The organism is Neisseria yangbaofengii (genome assembly GCF_014898075.1).
Classification (GTDB): Bacteria; Pseudomonadota; Gammaproteobacteria; order Burkholderiales; family Neisseriaceae; genus Neisseria; species Neisseria yangbaofengii.
This window is the reverse complement of the sequence record NZ_CP062976.1, coordinates 1688924-1705802: the sequence shown is the minus strand read 5'-3', so window position 1 is coordinate 1705802 and position 16879 is coordinate 1688924. Positions and strand designations below refer to the sequence as shown.

Here is a 16879-nt window from a genome sequence, read left to right as displayed (position 1 = left end):
GCATCAGTCATTGCGCTGAATGTAATGGGGCATGCCTACGTCAAGATTGAATTGTTTCTGCAAACCGAAATGGCGCAAGCCGGCTTGCCTGAGTTTTGAGCCGACAAACCGGTGGCAAAAGCCACGTCCGATTTAATCCGCGCCCGCATTAAAGTGCGCCCACTCGATTTTGTGTGCTGGCGCACTTTCAAAACAAATTCGTCATTATCGATGAAGCGCAAAACCTGACCGCCAGTCAAATGAAAACCCTGATTACCCGCGCAGGCAAAAGCACGAAAGTGTTGTGTCTGGGCAATTCGGCGAGAATTGACACGCCATACCTCACCGAAGGCAACAGCGGCTTGCGTTATGCGGTTTAGCGATTTAAAGGCCGGCAGCACTGCATCATGCCGTCTGAAAATTGTTCAGACGGCATGATTATTTTTCTAAAGAAAGAGATTTACGTTTCATCGGCTTTTTGTCAGCACAAAACTCTGCGCCAGCAATTCCCACACCAAATCTGCATCCGCTTCCGCCAACACCAAGCTCACCCAATGCGTTTTGTTCATATGGTAAGCCGGCAAAACTCCTTGCATCCGTCGCAATCCGCCGACCATTTCCGGCGGGCATTTCACGTTCAACAAGGCCACATTGCCACCGCTTTTGTAGCCGATTTTTTCAGCGGCCACCGGCATATAGGCGCCGAACCATTTCTGTTTGTCCCCGGTATGGCGGAACACGGCGTATTCGGGAAATTTTGCCCACAAATATTGAGGCTCGGCATCGAAGCGTTCTGCAATGCCGTTCAATAAAGTTGCCTTATCCATGTTCAGACGGCCTGTTTCGGTGCGAGAAACGCATCCAAGCGCGGATTATTGTCGCGTGGAATCGGGCGCGGACGGCCTTCGTGGTCGATGGCGACGAAGGTGAACACCGCTTCCGTCACCAGCTCGAGCGGAATATTCGGCTCATCGGCGACAAACGGTTTCACCCACACTTCTACTTCGATCTTCAGCGATGTATTGCCCACGCCTAAACAACGCGCATACACGCCGACCACATGGCCGACTTTTACCGGCCGCAGAAAACTCATTTCCTGCACCGAAACCGTGACAATCCGCCCCTGCGCGATTTCCGCCGCCAAAATGCCTCCGCCCAAATCCATCTGTGACATAATCCAGCCGCCGAAAACATCTAAATTGGTGTTGGTGTCTTTCGGCCGCGCGACCGTGCGCAGCATCAATTCGCCTTCGGGCTTGGCGTGTGCGGTTTGATTTTCAGTCATGTTTCTTCCTTTGTTGTCATCCGAATCAAACTGCATTTTACGATGAAAACAGGCCGTCTGAAAGTCGGAATAAAGGTTTCAGACGGCCTGTTTTCAATGCTAAAATTTTGTTCCATATTTGATTAGGATTTTCCAATGTATCCGATTCGGGAACCTTTGCGCAGCGGCCGGCTGCAAGTGTCTGCTGTTCATCAGATTTATTGGGAGGAATCAGGCAATCCGCAGGGCTTGCCGGTGATTTTTTTACACGGCGGGCCGGGCGCAGGGGCTTCGCCGGCCTGTCGGGGCTTTTTCAATCCCGATGTTTACCGAATCATCATTATCGACCAGCGGGGTTGCGGCCGCTCGTTGCCGTATGCCTGCGCCGAAGACAATACCACTTGGGATTTGGTGGCGGACATCGAACAAGTCCGCACCATGCTGGGTATTGAAAAATGGCTGGTGTTCGGCGGTTCGTGGGGCAGCACATTGTCGTTGGCTTATGCACAAAGCCACCCCGAACGGGTGGCAGGATTGGTGTTGCGGGGGATTTTCCTGTGCAGGCCGTCTGAAATGGCGTGGCTTAACGAAGAAGGTGGCGCAAGCCGGATTTATCCGGCGCAATGGCAGAATTTTATTGTGCCGGTTGCGCCTGAACAACGCAGCACGCTGATTGCGGCGTATCACGAAATGCTGTTTGCCGAAGATGAAAACATCTGTTTGAAAGCAGCCAAAGCGTGGGCGGATTGGGAAAGTTATCTGGTGCGCTTCGAACCGCAGCCGGTGGACGAAGACCCGCATGCTTCGCTGGCCATCGCCCGTTTGGAAAACCATTATTTTGTCAATAAAGGCTGGCTGCAAGGCGGGCGGGCGATTTTGGCCAATATCGACAAAATCCGCCATATTCCGACCATTATCTGCCAAGGCCGCTACGATATCTGTACGCCGACACAAAGCGCATGGGAATTGAGCCAAGCCTTTCCCGAAGCGGAGTTACGGATTATTCAGGCCGGACATTCCGCATTCGACCCGCCGCTGGCAGCAGCTTTGGTGCAGGCGGCGGACGAAATGGCGGCAAAGGCGGATTGGTAGGGGAAGTTGGAGGCTGATATATAGTGAATCAACCAAATTTTCTGTACAAACCAGTAAATCAATGATAGTTGAAATATGGTTTTGGTGGGCAACAAGTTGCCCACCCTACGACAGCTAATCCCTTCCCGCCAACGGTAGGGTGCGTGCCAAAGCACGCACGGGTTCTTTAACTCTCATTGATGCCGTCTGAAAATTGGGAACTGGCCGTTTACGTTGTAATACTTTTAAAGTGGATTCACTATAGTATCTCTTAATAATCCATATCTTGCTTGAAATAAGACATCTGACTGCCGTTTGTCTCATCGGTCAGTTCCAACATACTCAGCTTGTTATCCACAACAAGCATCCTGACTTTAGCTGTACTTTTCTTCCCGATTTCTTTCTTGTCCCGCTGTTCTCTGCCATCTTTCAAAACCCGATAATCGGTAACAGTCTGCTGCAACGCCTGCCGATTTTCATCAAATGTCCAAGTGAATTTCTGTTTGATGATAACGGGTTTGCCTTCGTCCTTCACCGTCAAAATCATTATGTCCACACCTGTGCCGTCGGGATGCATGGCCGTTGTGTTAATCAGCGAACCTTCTTCATTTTCTGCCGCATAACCCCAAAATCCGTATAAATCATTTTGTCCGATTTTGTCGGCAATATACATCCTGTCGGCTTGCTCTGCGGTGGCAGGTTTCTGTTTGGGTGCGGCGGATGCGGACGGGCTGAGGAATATCAGGCTTGATGAAACCATTAAGGCGGGTAAAATACTTTTTAAAATTTTCATACTGTTTTTTTCGGCTAACAATAGGGGGGATACTTCCATATCCTCAATCTGTTTAATGAAAAACAAGGTAAGGGTTCTCAGTCCGGTACTCGGACATGAGGCCGTCTGAAAATCTGGTTTTCAGACGGCCTTGTTTATTTCCAAACCCGATTAAGCCTGTTTGTTCCAGCGTTCGATGGATTCGTGAATCACTTTTTTGGCTTCTTCTACATCGCCCCAAGATTCGACTTTGGTGGTGCCGGCTTTTTTCAGGTCTTTGTAGTGGTTGAAGTGGAATTCGATTTGTTTGATCAGTTGTTGCGGCAAATCGGCGAGGGTTTTGTAGGCGTTGCCGTTGTTGCGGTCGTCGGCGGGCACGCAGACGATTTTGTCGTCCACTTCGCCGTCATCAACGAATTTCATCACGCCGATAACCCGGGCTTCTAAGAATACGCCGGTTGCCAGCGGCTGTTCGGTTACCAGCAATACGTCCAATTCGTCGCCGTCTTCGTCCAAGGTTTGCGGGATAAAGCCGTAGTTGGTCGGCTTGGCGAAAATGGCCGGTTCGACACGGTCGAGTTGGAAGGCGGCCAGTTTGCGGTTCCATTCGATTTTGTGGTTGCTGCCGCAAGGGATTTCGTTCACAACGTTGATAATGCCTTCTTCGACGTTGCCCGGAGTCAGAATCTGATTAAAGTCTGCCATGATGGTTATCCTTGATTGGGCTGCTTGGGTGCAGCGCTTAAATTGCATGAAACATAAAACGCTAAGTATAGCAGCGATAAGGCCGTCTGAAAATGAAGGGAGCGAATTTTCAGACGGCCTCGCCTGCGGCCTGACGGCGCAGCAGGTTGAGAATGGCTGTTTTGTTGGACGGTGAGAACACTTTTGCGGCAGCTTCTGCTGCGGCAAACCAGCCGTAGGCGGTGTGTTCCTGCGGGTTGAGGATAACCGGCGTTTGGCGGTCGATGCGGGCGGAGAAAACGTGTTCCCGGTTTTCAAATACGCCCGGCGGATAGCGGTGCCGCCAGTGGTGGTAGATTTCGTATACGCTGCTGTCGTGCCAGTCGTGCAACTGGTTTTCGCCCAGCGCAATGCCGGTTTCTTCCCAAACTTCGCGGCGGGCGGTTTGGGCAACGGTTTCGCCGGGTTCGAGGCTTCCGGTTACCGATTGCCAAAAACCGGCGGGCTTGGTGCGTTCGATTAACAGGATATTGCCGTTGCCGTCGTGCAGGACAACTAAGGCGGAAACGGGATATTTCAGCGGTTTGCCCATCAGTTTTCCTGTTCGGGGTCGTCAAAGCGGCGGTCGGAGCGGGTATCCCGTTTGACTTCGGCGGCTGCACGGCTGATGGCGGTGTCGTCGGGCGCACGCTCTTCCTGCAAAATCCGCACTTCCCGCTGCGGATACGGAAATTCGATGTGGTTTTCGTTAAAGCGTTTCCAAATATCCAGCAGAATATTGGAAAACAGTCCAGCAAAGCCATTTTCGGGATCGGTTACCCAAAAACCCAGCCGCAAATCGACACCGTTTTCGCCGAAATTGGTGAGATAGGCTTTGGGTGCGGGATCGTTCTGCACCCGCTCCTGAGCCTGCGCCGCTTCGACCATAATCTGCATGGCAAGCGTCAAATCGGTGTGGTAGGCAACTTGAATATCCAGACTTTGCCACAGCGATTTGGCGGTATAGGATTCGTTAATCACCGTGGACGTGATGAAGGTTTCGTTCGGAATTAATGCCTCGCCGCCTTTGCTGCTGCGCAACACCACAAATCGGGCGGTAATTTTGGTTACATAACCGGTAAAATTATTGACCGTCAGCCGGTCGCCGGGGCGGATGGAGCGGTCGCCCAAAATAATAAAACCCGAAATATAGTTGCTGGCGACTTTTTGCAGACCGAAACCGATGCCGACACCGAGTGCGCCGCCGAATACCGACAACACGGTCAAATCAATGCCCACCAGCGGCAGCGCAATCAAAATCGCCAACACGGTCAAAAATGCTTTGATGATTTTTGACATCACGATGCGCAAGTTTATGTCCATGTGATTGTTTTTCATCAGCCAGCCTTCAATCAGGCGGCCCAGCCACAAGGCAAACGCTAACACCACCGCTACCCATATCAAGCCGGTGAGAATGGTATAGATGCTTAAATTAATCGAGCCCATGCTGAGCTTGGTATCTTTCAAAATATCAATGAGCAAGTCATCGATACCAGACAGCCAAATCACGAAACATACCCACAATGCACCGGATAAGAAGCGTTCCAGCCAGTCGGTCACTTTATGGCTCGGCAATGCGGCATGTACCAAAGACAACACCAAGCGGATTAGAATCATCCAGCGCGCCGCCATAATGAGCAGGCGCAGCCATACCGAACGCAATTCGAACAGATTCCATGTATAAAGCGCGATAATTGAAAAAATCAGCAGCAGGAAAGGCCACAGCAAGCGGTTGCCGATATGGCGGACGCTTGCCCATTTTTTGCCGGGCAAAATCGGATATTTGCGGATAATAAATTCCGACAAATAATAAGTGGCTGTCAACAGCACAATCGTGATGCCGATTTCCAACCAGCCGATCGGTTCACTGAAGCTGCGTTCCAGCAGGTGGGAAGTAAATTGGTTGCGCGCAAACAGATTAAAGAAAAATTCTTTCAAACCGTTGCCGGTCGATTGCAAAAGGTTATCGGCAGTGACGTTGATGGTGTTAGCCGCATTGGTAAATGAAAAAAGCATAAGCATTCTCGTGAATGGGTCGGAATAGGCCTGCCGGTTGATAAATTAACAGACGGCAGGCAGATAAGTGATTTTAGCATTTCTCAGGTGAAATAAAGCAGACGGCTTTAAAGTTATTATAAGAAAAGGCGTAGGAGGGGCCGTCTGAAAAGTGTAGACAGCTTTTTGGGTTTATTTAGCATTTTTGAAAAATTTTATAAAATTATATTGTGTTAAATATAATTTAAGCGTATGATGGCCTCCATCATATAAAAACAGCCGGTTTGGTTTTTAAGAAAAGAAAGATTGTGTTCCCGAAAATCTATCTGACGACAATTTGGAGTAAATACCATGATTAAATTGCATTACTTAAACAACTCTTGTTCGCACCGAATCGCGTGGTTGTTGGAAGAATTGGGTGTGGATTATGATGTGGCGGTGTATCACCGTCTGCCGGAGACCAATCTTGCGCCAGATGAATTAAAAGCGCTGCATCCTTTGGGTAAAGCGCCGGTGTTGCAGGATGGTGCACTTACCTTGGCAGAAGGCAATGCGATGATTTTGCATTTGCTCGACCGCTATGATGGCGAACGCTGCTTTACGCCTGCTGCAAAAAGCGATGCCTATTCGCAATTCGCTTATTGGCTGAGCATATCGGCTTCAATGTTTTCCGCCAATTTATTGGGTATGATGGCGAAAAAATTCGATTTCGGTGCCTACAACGATTACGCTTCAGGGCAGGTTGCTTTGTATTTTAATCATGTCGAACAAACGCTTAACGGCAAAATGTGGATTACCGGCGAGCAGCTGACCGGTGCCGACTTTGCCTTGAGTTTTCCCTTGCAATGGGGTTTGGGTCAGGTGAATCCGGCCGATTATCCGAATATTGTGCGCTATGTGCAGCAAATTGAATCGCGTCCGGCTTATCAGCGCGTGGCGGAGAAAACCGGTTGCGAATTGTGCTTAAACCAATTCTGATTCAAATTTTCAGACGGCCTGAAATAACAGAAAATCAAAGCAACTTATTGGCTTTATTTAAACCCAACAACGGCGAACTGCTTAAAAATTGTCTTGTTGTTGCATAGGTGATCAGGCTGCCTGATTTTTCTGATGAGCAGCGATATGCCCGAGTAAACTTGAGCCGGGCAGCTCAGGGTTTAATGGTAGTGTGGAATATTTAATGAGTATTTATCTGCCGAATTAAAAATTTTATAAAATTATATTGTAAAAAATTTAATTTATGGATATAATGTTTTTACTGTCTAAATTTGGAGTAAGCAAATGAATAAAATTTACGATTTATTAAATGAGATGTTGGCGGTTTATTGGTCGGCAAGTATTCAACACCGCAGCCATGTGGCGGTGATTGATGCGGAAGGCGCAAGTTTGCTGGCGACTGAAATGGAAAAGAAAATTGCCGATGAACCGGAAACGATTATTAAGCTGCAAAATCGGCTGCTTGATTTGGGTGGACAAATTCGTTTTACCGTCAAGCAGCCCAACATCGGTACAAATCTGCGCGAAGCTCTGGAAAATGATTATGAGCTGCAAAAAAATGCGCGTATCGGTTTAAATCAATGGGCAGAAACAGCAAGCAGCGAACACGATGCAACCACGCGCATCTTGATTGAAGAGATTTTAGCAGACGAAGAAGAGCATTTGTCTTGGCTGGAGCAAGAGTTGAATTTACTGGAAAAACTGGGCGAGCCGCTTTATCTTTCGAAAAGAATGTAATTTGAGTTTTAAGTTTATTTTTGATTTCCCAACTTATTAAATTGAAAGGAACGTAATATGAAAATTTTCTACCACACTTCGGCCACAGCTACCGGAGGCCGCGATGGCCACACTCAAGTTGACGATGGTTCAATCGGTTTTGATTTGGTCGGCTTTCAAAACGAAGGCGGCAAAACCGGCACCAACCCCGAGCAGCTTTTTGCCATGGGCTATGCGGCTTGTTTCGACAGCGCGATGAACCACGTTGCCCCGACTTTGGGCTTGAAGCCGGAGCAGTCTTCCACCACCGTTGCAGTGGGTATCGGTCAAAAAGCCGGTGGTGCATTCAGCTTGGATTTGGACATCACCATCACTGTAAAAGGCTTGAGCGAAGCTGAAGCACGCAAACTGATTGAAAAGGCGCATGAAGTGTGTCCGTATTCCAATGCAGTGCGCAGGAATGTAGACACGCGTTTGCATGTGAACTTGATTCGATCGTTTGATTTGTAATTGAAAAGAAAATATTTGATTTGAAGTTGATTTAACCGTTTATTCAAAGCAAAGGCCGTCTGAAATATTTTCAGACGGCCTTTGCTTTATGCAAACCTACAATTTCAGTAGGCTGCTGCGCGGCCAATTCAAACAATGCGGAAAAGGTGCTGCCTTCGCCCAATGTGCTTTCCACTTCGATTTTAGTGCCGTGCGCGGCCAAAGCGTGTTTGGCGATGGCAAGGCCTAAGCCGGTGCCGCCGCTTTGGCGCGAGCGGCCGGTGTCGACGCGGTAGAAGCGTTCGGTCAGGCGCGGGATGTGTTCTGGGGCGATGCCGGGGCCGGTGTCGCTGACGCTGAAGCGGACGTGGCGGTCGCCTTCCGGTTTAAGGCTGATGTGTATTTTGCCGCCTTCCGGCGTATAGCGCACGGCGTTGAACGTAAGATTGCTTAAGGCGCTGTACAGCACATGCTGAATGCCGCGGACGCTTAATTCCGGCTCGACTTCTTCGGTAATGTAGTGGCGGCCGTCTGAAAAGGTTTTGGTGCTTTCAAACAATTGCCGGCTCAGCAGACTTAGGTTGAGCAGCTCTTTGTTTTGCTCTTGGTGATGCCGGCTTTCAAGTTTTGACAAGGTCAGCAAATCGTTGAGCAAATCAAGCATGCGGCTGCCTTCTTTTTGCATCAGGGAGATGAATTGCCGGCGTTGTTCATCAGGAATATCGGGCATGTCGCGCATGGTTTCCAAAAAGCCGTTGATGACGGTTAACGGCGTGCGCAATTCGTGCGAGACATTGGCGATAAAGCTGGTGTGGCTGGCCTGCACTTGCTCAATGGTGCTGACGTCTTGGCTGATGAGCATTTGAGTGTTTTTTTCAAACGGGCAGCGGGTAATCAGCAGCGTGCGTGGAATCGGATGGTTTTGCGGCACTGCCAAGCGGATTTGTACCTGCCCGCTTTGTTCCATAAAAGCATGAAACTCAGGCAGGCGGACGAGGTTGGGCAAAATGCCGTTGCGGTCGTGCTCGCGGTTGAGGTTGAAATGGGTGGCGGAAAGGCGGTTTTGCCATTCGATGCGCATTTCTTTATCCAAAATCATCACACCGGTGGGCAAGGCTTCGGCGGCGCGGTTGAAACGCATTAACGCATTTTTGAGTTTGCGTTTTTGTTTGCGGCGGTTACGGCTTTGCTTGAGCAGGGTGGAAAACACTTCGTCCCAAATGCCGCTGGCAAAGGGAATGGATTCCGGCTCGGGGTTCTTCAGCCAGTCGAGCAGTTTGTACATCTGACGGATGTGCAGCAAGCTGATGAAGCTGAGTGCGGCAAAGGCGGCAATAAACGCGCCGGATACGCCCCAAAAGGCCAGTCCGGCGGCTGCGGCAAACAAAATGCAGAGGATGGAAGGAATCAGGTAAACGAGATTATTCATTGTTGTTGCCGAAACGGTAGCCGCTGCCGCGGACGGTTTGCACTAAATGGGCGAGTCGGGCTTTTTCCAAACCTTGGCGCAAACGGCGGATGTGCACGTCGACGGTACGCTCTTCGATAAAGACGTGGTCGCCCCAAATCATGTCAAGCAGCTGGTTGCGGCTGTAGAGGCGGTTGGGGTGCGCCATAAAAAAGTGTAAGATTTTGAATTCGCTTGGGTTAAGTTGCAATTCAATGCCTTCGCTGGTGCTGGCTTTGCGGTTTTCCGCATCCAAGCGGATGCCGAAAATTTCCAAAACCTGTTTGCTTTTTTGAGGAGCTGTGCGGCGTAACAAGGCGTTGATGCGGGCAATGAGTTCGCGCGGTGAGAAAGGTTTGGTGACGTAGTCGTCGGCACCGATGTTCAAGCCCCGCTCTTTGTCACTCTCTTCGCTGCGGGCGGTAAGCATGATAATGGGCAGGTTTTGCGTGCGGGTTTGGCTGCGCAATTGTTGGATGTATTCGACGCCGGAGACATCGGGCAGCATATAGTCCATCAAGATAAGATCGGGCAATTCGTTTTTCAAAAGTTCCCCGGCATCGCTCACGCGTTCGGCGGCGGCCGTGCGGTAACCGGCGGCTTCGAGATTGAAACGAATCAAGGTGGCAATGGCCGGCTCATCTTCTACAATCAGGATATAGGCGGACATGTTTTTCTCTCTTTGTTGGTTGCGTTTGGCTTTCAGACGGCATGTTATTAAAGGTTTAAGCGGTTAGGCTTGACCAAATTTACCGATGATGTAGTCTTCGGTTTCTTTTTTGCCCCGCTTGGTGAAGATGGTTTTGGTATCGTCCACTTCGGCCTGCCCGCCCAAATACGCATACGCCGTGATGCCGGACGCGCGCGCGGCCTGCTGTATATTGTGGCTGACAATGGCGATGGTGTAATCGTGTTTCAATTCGGTCACCAATTCTTCAATACAGGCAGTCAAAATCGGGTCAAGTACGGGAGTCGGCTCATCCGGCAGAAAACTTCGGGTTTGGTGGTAATCGCGCGGGCAATGCGCAAACGATGCTGCTGGCCGCCGGATAACGAATTGCCGCTTTACTTGAGTTTGCCTTTTACTTCGCCCCATAAAGCCGATTTGTTTAATGCCCATTCTACACGGTCGTCCAATTCGCTGCGACTGGGTTTTTTCATACAGTTTCACACCGAAGGCGGTGTTATCGTAAATCGACATCGCAAACGGCATCGGATTTTGAAATATTTTTGCTTTCAGACGGCCTGATTCATACATTATTCAGTGAAAACCGCCTGGCCGTTTTCATCATTGGCTTATTCTTGACATACCAGGCAAAGGCACATAAATCCAGTTTTTGAGCTGCTTTGTCACCGATGGTGTAACACCGACTTGGCCTTTCCAACCGGTAGAAACTCGGCTCAAGAGGTAAGAGGTGAAGTTTCGTGACAAATTCAAGGAAATGTTACAAACTGTTACATCATTTTGAAATGATATAGTTAATTAAAATAAAAACTACTCATTAGTGCGGCCATAAAATTGCCCATTTCAGGCAGCACTTTTCGTAGATGCTTTTTAATGTTCGCCCATGCTTTTTCAATCGGATTAAGCTCTGGCGAATAAGGTGCAAGAGCTAAGATTTTATGCCCCTCTTTTTCTGAAATCTCTGCTAAAACAGACATCCGATGAAAGCGGGCATTATCCATCACGATAACAGATTGTTCAGTTAATTCAGGCAGCAATACGCCTTCAAACCATGCTTCAAATAAACGACTATCCATCGTGCCTGAATAAATCATGGGTGCAATTAGATTACTTTGGTCTTTGATTTGAGCTGCAACCGGTGATGTGCGCCGGTATCGTTTACCACTGATTTGCGCTTTAACCGGAAGCCCTTTTGGTGAATAGGCATAAGGACGGTAGTAAAAAGTATCAAATCCTGTTTCATCAAGGAAAACAACTTGATAATCAGCATATTGATTTAATGCTTGTTGATAAGCGGCTACCTGTTCCGGTTTTTGTTCTTTGTAGCTCGTGGTCTTTTTTTACGCGTCATACCCAATACTTTGAACAAATAACAAATATTAGCCGGTGTACACCCAAAATGAGCTGCAATTTCATGCTGGTATGCATCAGGGTGTTCTTTAACATATTCTATGAGCAGGTTTTTATTGACTTTGGTTGCATTGCCACCTTTGACTTGATGTTCAAATGAACCAGTTTGCTCATAGCGTTTTCTCCAACTTCGAAATGTTTTTGGGTCAATTTGGTATGCTTTGCAAACTTCGCTAGCATTTTTGCATGCCTGATAGTATTGGTATGCTTTTTCTCGTAGTTCTATTGAGTATGACATTTTGGACTCTAAATATTCAGTGTTGATTTGGGAATTCTTATTTTAATATACTATACAAATCTGCCAAAACGCAACATTTAAAATCATCAATAGCTTGTGTACTCAAGCTATAAACGTTATAATCGAGCGTTTTGCAACCTTGCCTTTTGCTTTTCGCATGGCAGAAGGCTGTTTATTTAATCCATAAGGAGATAACATGCGTCATTACGAGATCGTGTTTATCGTTCATCCTGATCAAAGCGAGCAAGTGCCTGCAATGGTTGAACGTTACAAAACCATGATTACCGAAGCCAACGGTAAAATCCACCGCTTGGAAGACTGGGGTCGCCGCCAACTGGCTTACCCAATCAACAAAATCCACAAAGCACACTATGTTTTGATGAACATCGAAACCACTCCTGAAGTGGTTGAAGAGCTGGAAACCGCATTCCGCTTCAATGATGCCGTATTGCGTCATCTGACCATCAAAACCAAACACGCTGTAACCGAAGCCTCTCCAATGCTGGGTGGCGAAAAAGCAAAAAACCTGCTCAACGGTGCGGCTGAAGAAGTTGCAGCAGCCGAATAAGATTGAATAATCTCTTATCGCTTACCGCACAAATTGCCAAAGCAGGCAGTTTGCGATACACGCCGGCAGGTATTCCGGTGCTGGATTTGATGTTGGAACACGAATCCTGGCAGGAAGAAAACGGACAAAAATGTCTGGTTAAATTTGAAATTCCGGCAAGGCTGTTGGGTAGGCAGGCTGAACAATGGCAATATCGGCAGCAGATAATGGTCGAAGTAGAAGGCTTTTTAGCACAACGCAGCCAACGCTTCCCCCGCCCGATATTGCGGATACAGAACATTAAAGAATATAAAGGTTAAACGACAATGGCTCGTCAATCATTCAAACGCAGAAAATTCTGCCGTTTTACGGCTGAAAAAATCCAAGAAGTTGATTACAAACAAGTTGATTTGTTGAAAGACTTCATCTCTGAAAACGGCAAAATCATCCCTGCCCGCATTACCGGTACCAAAGCACACTACCAACGTCAGTTGGCAGTTGCCGTAAAACGTGCCCGTTTCCTGGCTCTGTTGCCTTACACCGACCAACACAAATAATTGGAGCTTAAATCATGCAAATTATTCTGTTAGAAAAAATCGGCGGTTTGGGTAATCTGGGCGACATCGTAACCGTGAAAAACGGCTACGCCCGCAACTTCCTGATTCCGTCAGGCAAAGCAAAACGTGCTACCGAAGCCAACATGAAAGAATTCGAAGCACGCCGTGCCGAATTGGAAGCCAAACAAGCCGAAATTTTGGCTGATGCACAAGCACGCCAAGCCAAATTGGACGGCCAAACCGTTACCATCGCACAAAAAGCCGGTGTGGACGGTCGTCTGTTCGGTTCTGTTACCAATGCCGACATCGCCGAAGCCATCGTTGCTTCAGGCATTCAAGCAGCCAAAGCCAACGTACGTCTGCCAAACGGTCCGTTGAAAGCTGTTGGCGAATACGAAGTGGAAGTGGCACTGCACACTGATGCCGTAGCGAAAATCAATGTTGTGGTGGTTTCTGCTGCCGAATAATCATTGATGAATCGTGATTGATTAAAAAGGCCGTCTGAAATTCAGACGGCCTTTTTTTGTTTATGGTGCCGGTAAAGTTCTCAGGCATTGTTTTTCAGACGGCCTGATATCAATTCAAATATTTCCCGCTTAATCTCAAAGGGTTTATCTAAGCGTTTAATTTTGTTACACTCAAGCCCTTCATCACATTTACGGATATCTCATGAAAAAGTCTTTTGTATTCCTTTCTGCTGCCGTTATCGCGGCATTGGCTGCATGCAGCACGCCTGACAAACCGGGCATCACCCGCGATGCGCAACCATTGAAACCTATCAAACAGGCCGAAAAACGTCCGACTTTTGATGCAGCGGCTGAATCAGTGGCAAGCAGCGGTTTCAATGCCAATCCCAATGTGCAGAATTTTATCCGTTATGAAGCCGCCAAAGGCCGCTTGAGCGCCGCTGAATTGCAAAATTTCTTTGATGGTGTGGTGTACAAAGGCAACATCATTAATATTGTGTACCGCCCGGGTACGTCACGTCCATGGTATGAATTCCGAACCGGTAATTCAGGTGCAGCCAAATCCAATAATGGCCGTCAATTCTATGCCGCCAACCGCGCGGTGATTGATGATGTGGCGCGCAAATACGGCGTACCGGCTGAGCTGATTGTCGCGATTATCGGTATTGAAACCAATTACGGCCGCAATACCGGCAGCTTCCGCACGGCCGATGCTTTGAGCACTTTGGCATTTGATTATCCACGGCGTGCCGAGTTTTTCCAAAATGAATTGAGCGAATTGCTGTTGATGGCGAAGGAAGAAAACAGTGACGTCTTCGGTTTTAAAGGCAGCTACGCCGGTGCGATGGGTATGCCGCAATTCATGCCGTCGAGCTTCCGCAAATGGGCGGTGGATTATGATGGCGACGGCCGCCGTGATATTTGGAACAATATCGGCGATGTGGCCGCCTCGGTCGCGAATTATATGAAACAACACGGCTGGCAGACCGGCGGTAAAATGGTGGTGCCTGTACACCTGAACATCACGCCGCACTTGCAGGCGATTATCGATGAGAAAACTGCGCTTACCCGAACCGTGGCTGATTTCAAAGCTTTAGGCGTGATGCCGCAAATTCCGGTTGCCGATCATGAAAAAGCAGTGTTGTACCGTTTGGAAACCGGCCCGGGCGTGTATGAATATTATTTGGGCTTGAATAATTTCTACAGCGTTTGGAAATACAACAACAGCCGCATGTATGTGACTGCCGTGCGCGACATCGCCAATGCCGTCGGCCCTGCCGGTTTGTAATCCGATTCATGCCAAAACCACTTTGTTGTCTGGACAAAGTGGTTTTGTTTATGGCAATAAACAATGCATTTGTACGTTTATGCGCCAAAAATGTTAAAATGCACCATCTTTCAATGGGCCGTCTGAAAGAATATGGTATTCAGACGGCCCGATTATCATGAAGTAGAGAAAAAACATGGCTTATCAAGTGCTTGCCCGTAAATGGCGTCCGAAAACATTTGCCGATTTAGTCGGTCAGGAACACGTTGTCAAAGCACTGCGCAACGCTTTGGGCGAAGGCCGTCTGCACCATGCCTATCTCTTGACCGGTACGCGCGGCGTCGGTAAAACCACTATTGCGCGTATTTTGGCTAAAAGCCTCAACTGCGAGCATGGCGACCATGGCGAACCGTGTGGCGTGTGCCAAAGCTGCACCCAAATTGATGCCGGTCGCTACGTTGATTTGCTGGAAATCGATGCCGCCTCAAATACCGGTATCGACAACATCCGGGAAGTATTGGAAAACGCGCAATACGCACCGACCGCCGGTAAATACAAAGTCTATATCATTGACGAAGTGCACATGCTGTCGAAAAGTGCATTCAACGCCATGCTGAAAACGCTGGAAGAGCCGCCGGAGCATGTGAAATTCATTTTGGCGACCACCGACCCGCATAAAGTACCTATTACCGTATTGAGCCGCTGTTTGCAGTTTGTGTTGCGCAACATGACCACGCAGCAAGTGGCCGGCCATTTGGCGCATGTGTTAGACAGTGAAAACATTCCTTACGAAACCACTGCCTTGCAATTGTTGGGTAGGGCGGCGGCAGGCTCGATGCGCGATGCTTTGAGTTTGCTTGATCAGGCGATTGCGATGGGTTCGGGCAAAGTGGCCGAACACGATGTGCGCCAGATGATTGGTGCGGTCGATAAACGCTATTTGTATGAATTGCTGCAAAGCGTGGTTAATCAAGATGGCCGGGCCCTGCTGAACCAAGCGCAAGAAATGGCTGCCCGCGCAATCGGTTTCGACAGCGCATTGAACGAGTTGGCGATGCTGTTGCAACGTTTGGCACTGGTTCAGGCAGTGCCTTCAGCCGTAACCAACGATGACCCCGAACGCGAAGCCCTGCTGCAATTGAGCCAAGCCATGAGCGGCGAGCAGATTCAGTTGTATTACCAATGCGCAATTCACGGCAAGCAGGATTTGAGTCTGGCGCCCGACGAATACGCCGGATTTGTGATGACTTTGCTGCGTATGCTGGCATTTGCGCCCTTTGCCGCTCAAGTGCACGGCATGAATGATGTGGTTGAACACACGCAATTGCAGGAAGTGGAGCATAAGGAAACCGCTGCAAAAAAGCCGCTGACGATTCCGACATCGTCTGAAAACCAAAACAATATTCAGACGGCCTTTGCCGATGCGGCCATGCCGTCTGAAAGCCAACCTCAAGCAAAAGACATTCCTCCTTGGGAAGAGCGGCCGATAAATGAAACGGTAAAAACCGAGCCGCTTCAGATGGCCTCGGATTCTGACGAGCCGTCCGCGGTTGTGTCGGAAAATAATCTGCAAGCCGTTGAAGCTGAAAGTATTTCTTTGCATTTCTCAGCAGAAATTCAGACAACATCCGACGAATCTTATCAGCCGTCCGACCCCGAAGATGAAGACATGCCGCCACCTTATTCCGGTGAAGATTCGTATGCTTTTGTCACAGAGCCTGATACGCCGTCTGTGCCACCGATTGCGGATGAAAGTCCTGAAGCCGATGATGAGGAAGAAGATGAGCCGCAATTTATTGCCTTGCCCGATTTCAAGCCGGAAAATTGGGCGTTGTTGGTGCAGCGTTTTGCAAAAAAGCTCGGTGCCGCGCAAATGTTGGCGCAGCATGCTGCTTGGGTGGATTACAATTCCGACACGCATTTGATGACTTTGTCGCTCACCAGTGAAGCCAAAGTCACCACCAATAAAGAGCGTTTGGACAAAATCCAAAACGTGTTGGCTGCAGCCTATAATTTGCCACTCAAGCTGCAAACTCAACCGTGGCAAGACGGCCAAGGTTGGGAGACACCGACCATGCGCCGCCAGCGTTTACAGCAAGAAGGACGGCAGCAGGCACAAGATTTATTGGACGCAGACCCGACCGCACAGCAGATTTTGCAAACCTTTGAAGCGCAATGGCTGCCGGATACGCTGGAATTGAAGCAAACGGATGAGTCATAAACCGGCAAATCAATAGATTGCATGAGGCCGTCTG

Annotated in this window: 20 protein-coding genes and 1 pseudogene; 11 read left to right on the top strand and 10 right to left on the bottom strand. The window is 48.8% G+C overall.

Annotated features, from left to right (window positions below; all coding sequences use genetic code 11):
• Positions 1-173: 173 nt before the first annotated feature.
• Positions 174-359: a PhoH family protein gene (locus H4O27_RS08405; RefSeq protein ID WP_226883388.1), complete on the top strand. Its 186-nt coding sequence runs from the start codon at positions 174-176 to the stop codon at positions 357-359.
• An 87-nt stretch (positions 360-446) separates the two neighbouring features.
• On the opposite strand, the gene H4O27_RS08400 is transcribed toward H4O27_RS08405, so the two are convergent.
• Together H4O27_RS08400 and yciA are read right to left on the bottom strand one after the other, a co-directional pair.
• Entirely contained in the window at positions 447-806 is a 360-nt protein-coding gene (locus H4O27_RS08400; protein ID WP_165007321.1) for an MmcQ/YjbR family DNA-binding protein, read from the bottom strand.
• 2 nt (positions 807-808) lie between these two features.
• Complete coding sequence (gene yciA / locus H4O27_RS08395) at positions 809-1264, bottom strand: acyl-CoA thioester hydrolase YciA (RefSeq protein ID WP_165007318.1); 456 nt, start codon at positions 1262-1264, stop codon at positions 809-811.
• Between the two features lie 135 nt (positions 1265-1399).
• Between yciA and pip the strand changes: the two genes are divergently transcribed.
• The gene (pip, locus tag H4O27_RS08390; RefSeq protein ID WP_165007315.1) at positions 1400-2335 is read left to right on the top strand and encodes a prolyl aminopeptidase; all 936 of its coding nucleotides are present in this window, start codon (positions 1400-1402) and stop codon (positions 2333-2335) included.
• A 250-nt stretch (positions 2336-2585) separates the two neighbouring features.
• Here the strand turns inward: pip and H4O27_RS08385 are convergent, their stop codons facing one another.
• From H4O27_RS08385 to H4O27_RS08370, 4 genes are all read right to left on the bottom strand, one after another.
• Positions 2586-3173, bottom strand: coding sequence for a hypothetical protein (locus tag H4O27_RS08385; RefSeq protein ID WP_226883387.1), 588 nt, complete (start codon positions 3171-3173; stop codon positions 2586-2588).
• Between the two features lie 84 nt (positions 3174-3257).
• Entirely contained in the window at positions 3258-3791 is a 534-nt protein-coding gene (locus H4O27_RS08380) for an inorganic diphosphatase (RefSeq protein ID WP_165007312.1), read from the bottom strand.
• 109 nt (positions 3792-3900) lie between these two features.
• Positions 3901-4362 (bottom strand): dihydroneopterin triphosphate diphosphatase, encoded by a 462-nt coding sequence (gene nudB / locus H4O27_RS08375; RefSeq protein WP_165007309.1) that lies wholly within the window; start codon positions 4360-4362, stop codon positions 3901-3903.
• Positions 4362-5747, bottom strand: coding sequence for a mechanosensitive ion channel family protein (locus H4O27_RS08370; RefSeq protein WP_371865576.1), 1386 nt, complete (start codon positions 5745-5747; stop codon positions 4362-4364). The genes nudB and H4O27_RS08370 overlap by 1 nt, the downstream gene beginning before the upstream one ends.
• A 408-nt stretch (positions 5748-6155) precedes the next feature.
• Between H4O27_RS08370 and H4O27_RS08365 the strand changes: the two genes are divergently transcribed.
• The 3 genes from H4O27_RS08365 (at position 6156) to H4O27_RS08355 (ending at position 8027) form a co-directional block, all read left to right on the top strand.
• A complete protein-coding gene (locus H4O27_RS08365; RefSeq protein WP_165007303.1) occupies positions 6156-6782 on the top strand; it encodes a glutathione S-transferase family protein in 627 nt (208 codons plus the stop codon).
• 303 nt (positions 6783-7085) lie between these two features.
• Positions 7086-7538 carry a ferritin-like domain-containing protein gene (locus H4O27_RS08360; protein WP_165007300.1) on the top strand — a complete coding sequence of 151 codons (453 nt, stop codon included), beginning with the start codon at positions 7086-7088 and terminating at the stop codon, positions 7536-7538.
• Positions 7539-7595: 57 nt separating this feature from the next.
• Positions 7596-8027: an organic hydroperoxide resistance protein gene (locus tag H4O27_RS08355; RefSeq protein ID WP_165007297.1), complete on the top strand. Its 432-nt coding sequence runs from the start codon at positions 7596-7598 to the stop codon at positions 8025-8027.
• Positions 8028-8097: 70 nt separating this feature from the next.
• Here H4O27_RS08355 and phoR read toward each other — a convergent pair whose 3' ends face one another.
• From phoR to H4O27_RS13175, 4 genes and pseudogenes are all read right to left on the bottom strand, one after another.
• The gene (gene phoR, locus H4O27_RS08350) at positions 8098-9435 is read right to left on the bottom strand and encodes a phosphate regulon sensor histidine kinase PhoR (RefSeq protein ID WP_165007294.1); all 1338 of its coding nucleotides are present in this window, start codon (positions 9433-9435) and stop codon (positions 8098-8100) included.
• Positions 9428-10123: a phosphate regulon transcriptional regulator PhoB gene (gene phoB, locus H4O27_RS08345; protein WP_165007289.1), complete on the bottom strand. Its 696-nt coding sequence runs from the start codon at positions 10121-10123 to the stop codon at positions 9428-9430. The genes phoR and phoB overlap by 8 nt, the downstream gene beginning before the upstream one ends.
• Before the next feature lie 63 nt (positions 10124-10186).
• Entirely contained in the window at positions 10187-10549 is a 363-nt protein-coding gene (locus H4O27_RS08340; protein ID WP_371865573.1) for an ATP-binding cassette domain-containing protein, read from the bottom strand.
• 383 nt (positions 10550-10932) lie between these two features.
• A pseudogene (locus tag H4O27_RS13175) lies at positions 10933-11786 on the bottom strand (IS630 family transposase).
• Positions 11787-11982: 196 nt separating this feature from the next.
• Here H4O27_RS13175 and rpsF point away from each other — a divergent pair.
• From rpsF to dnaX, 6 genes are all read left to right on the top strand, one after another.
• Positions 11983-12354: a 30S ribosomal protein S6 gene (gene rpsF / locus H4O27_RS08325; protein WP_004519252.1), complete on the top strand. Its 372-nt coding sequence runs from the start codon at positions 11983-11985 to the stop codon at positions 12352-12354.
• Positions 12351-12653, top strand: coding sequence for a primosomal replication protein N (priB, locus tag H4O27_RS08320; RefSeq protein ID WP_193004416.1), 303 nt, complete (start codon positions 12351-12353; stop codon positions 12651-12653). The genes rpsF and priB overlap by 4 nt, the downstream gene beginning before the upstream one ends.
• Before the next feature lie 6 nt (positions 12654-12659).
• A complete protein-coding gene (rpsR, locus tag H4O27_RS08315) occupies positions 12660-12890 on the top strand; it encodes a 30S ribosomal protein S18 (RefSeq protein ID WP_054599043.1) in 231 nt (76 codons plus the stop codon).
• A gap of 14 nt (positions 12891-12904) precedes the next feature.
• Positions 12905-13357 carry a 50S ribosomal protein L9 gene (rplI, locus tag H4O27_RS08310; protein ID WP_165009167.1) on the top strand — a complete coding sequence of 151 codons (453 nt, stop codon included), beginning with the start codon at positions 12905-12907 and terminating at the stop codon, positions 13355-13357.
• 202 nt (positions 13358-13559) lie between these two features.
• A complete protein-coding gene (gene mltB / locus H4O27_RS08305; protein WP_165009169.1) occupies positions 13560-14645 on the top strand; it encodes a lytic murein transglycosylase B in 1086 nt (361 codons plus the stop codon).
• A gap of 175 nt (positions 14646-14820) precedes the next feature.
• Positions 14821-16845 (top strand): DNA polymerase III subunit gamma/tau, encoded by a 2025-nt coding sequence (gene dnaX / locus H4O27_RS08300; RefSeq protein WP_165009171.1) that lies wholly within the window; start codon positions 14821-14823, stop codon positions 16843-16845.
• Positions 16846-16879 lie beyond the last annotated feature (34 nt).

Bases quoted from the DNA above. Each gene is read 5' to 3' on its own strand.
- phoB (WP_165007289.1), bottom strand. From the start codon at position 10,123: ATGTCCGCCTATATCCTGATTGTAGAAGATGAGCCGGCCATTGCCACC.
- dnaX (WP_165009171.1), top strand. From the start codon at position 14,821: ATGGCTTATCAAGTGCTTGCCCGTAAATGGCGTCCGAAAACATTTGCC.
- H4O27_RS08360 (WP_165007300.1), top strand. From the start codon at position 7,086: ATGAATAAAATTTACGATTTATTAAATGAGATGTTGGCGGTTTATTGG.
- yciA (WP_165007318.1), bottom strand. From the start codon at position 1,264: ATGACTGAAAATCAAACCGCACACGCCAAGCCCGAAGGCGAATTGATG.
- H4O27_RS08380 (WP_165007312.1), bottom strand. From the start codon at position 3,791: ATGGCAGACTTTAATCAGATTCTGACTCCGGGCAACGTCGAAGAAGGC.
- H4O27_RS08365 (WP_165007303.1), top strand. From the start codon at position 6,156: ATGATTAAATTGCATTACTTAAACAACTCTTGTTCGCACCGAATCGCG.
- rplI (WP_165009167.1), top strand. From the start codon at position 12,905: ATGCAAATTATTCTGTTAGAAAAAATCGGCGGTTTGGGTAATCTGGGC.
- pip (WP_165007315.1), top strand. From the start codon at position 1,400: ATGTATCCGATTCGGGAACCTTTGCGCAGCGGCCGGCTGCAAGTGTCT.
- rpsF (WP_004519252.1), top strand. From the start codon at position 11,983: ATGCGTCATTACGAGATCGTGTTTATCGTTCATCCTGATCAAAGCGAG.
- nudB (WP_165007309.1), bottom strand. From the start codon at position 4,362: ATGGGCAAACCGCTGAAATATCCCGTTTCCGCCTTAGTTGTCCTGCAC.
- H4O27_RS08340 (WP_371865573.1), bottom strand. From the start codon at position 10,549: ATGGGGCGAAGTAAAAGGCAAACTCAAGTAAAGCGGCAATTCGTTATC.
- H4O27_RS08355 (WP_165007297.1), top strand. From the start codon at position 7,596: ATGAAAATTTTCTACCACACTTCGGCCACAGCTACCGGAGGCCGCGAT.
- H4O27_RS08400 (WP_165007321.1), bottom strand. From the start codon at position 806: ATGGATAAGGCAACTTTATTGAACGGCATTGCAGAACGCTTCGATGCC.
- mltB (WP_165009169.1), top strand. From the start codon at position 13,560: ATGAAAAAGTCTTTTGTATTCCTTTCTGCTGCCGTTATCGCGGCATTG.
- rpsR (WP_054599043.1), top strand. From the start codon at position 12,660: ATGGCTCGTCAATCATTCAAACGCAGAAAATTCTGCCGTTTTACGGCT.
- phoR (WP_165007294.1), bottom strand. From the start codon at position 9,435: ATGAATAATCTCGTTTACCTGATTCCTTCCATCCTCTGCATTTTGTTT.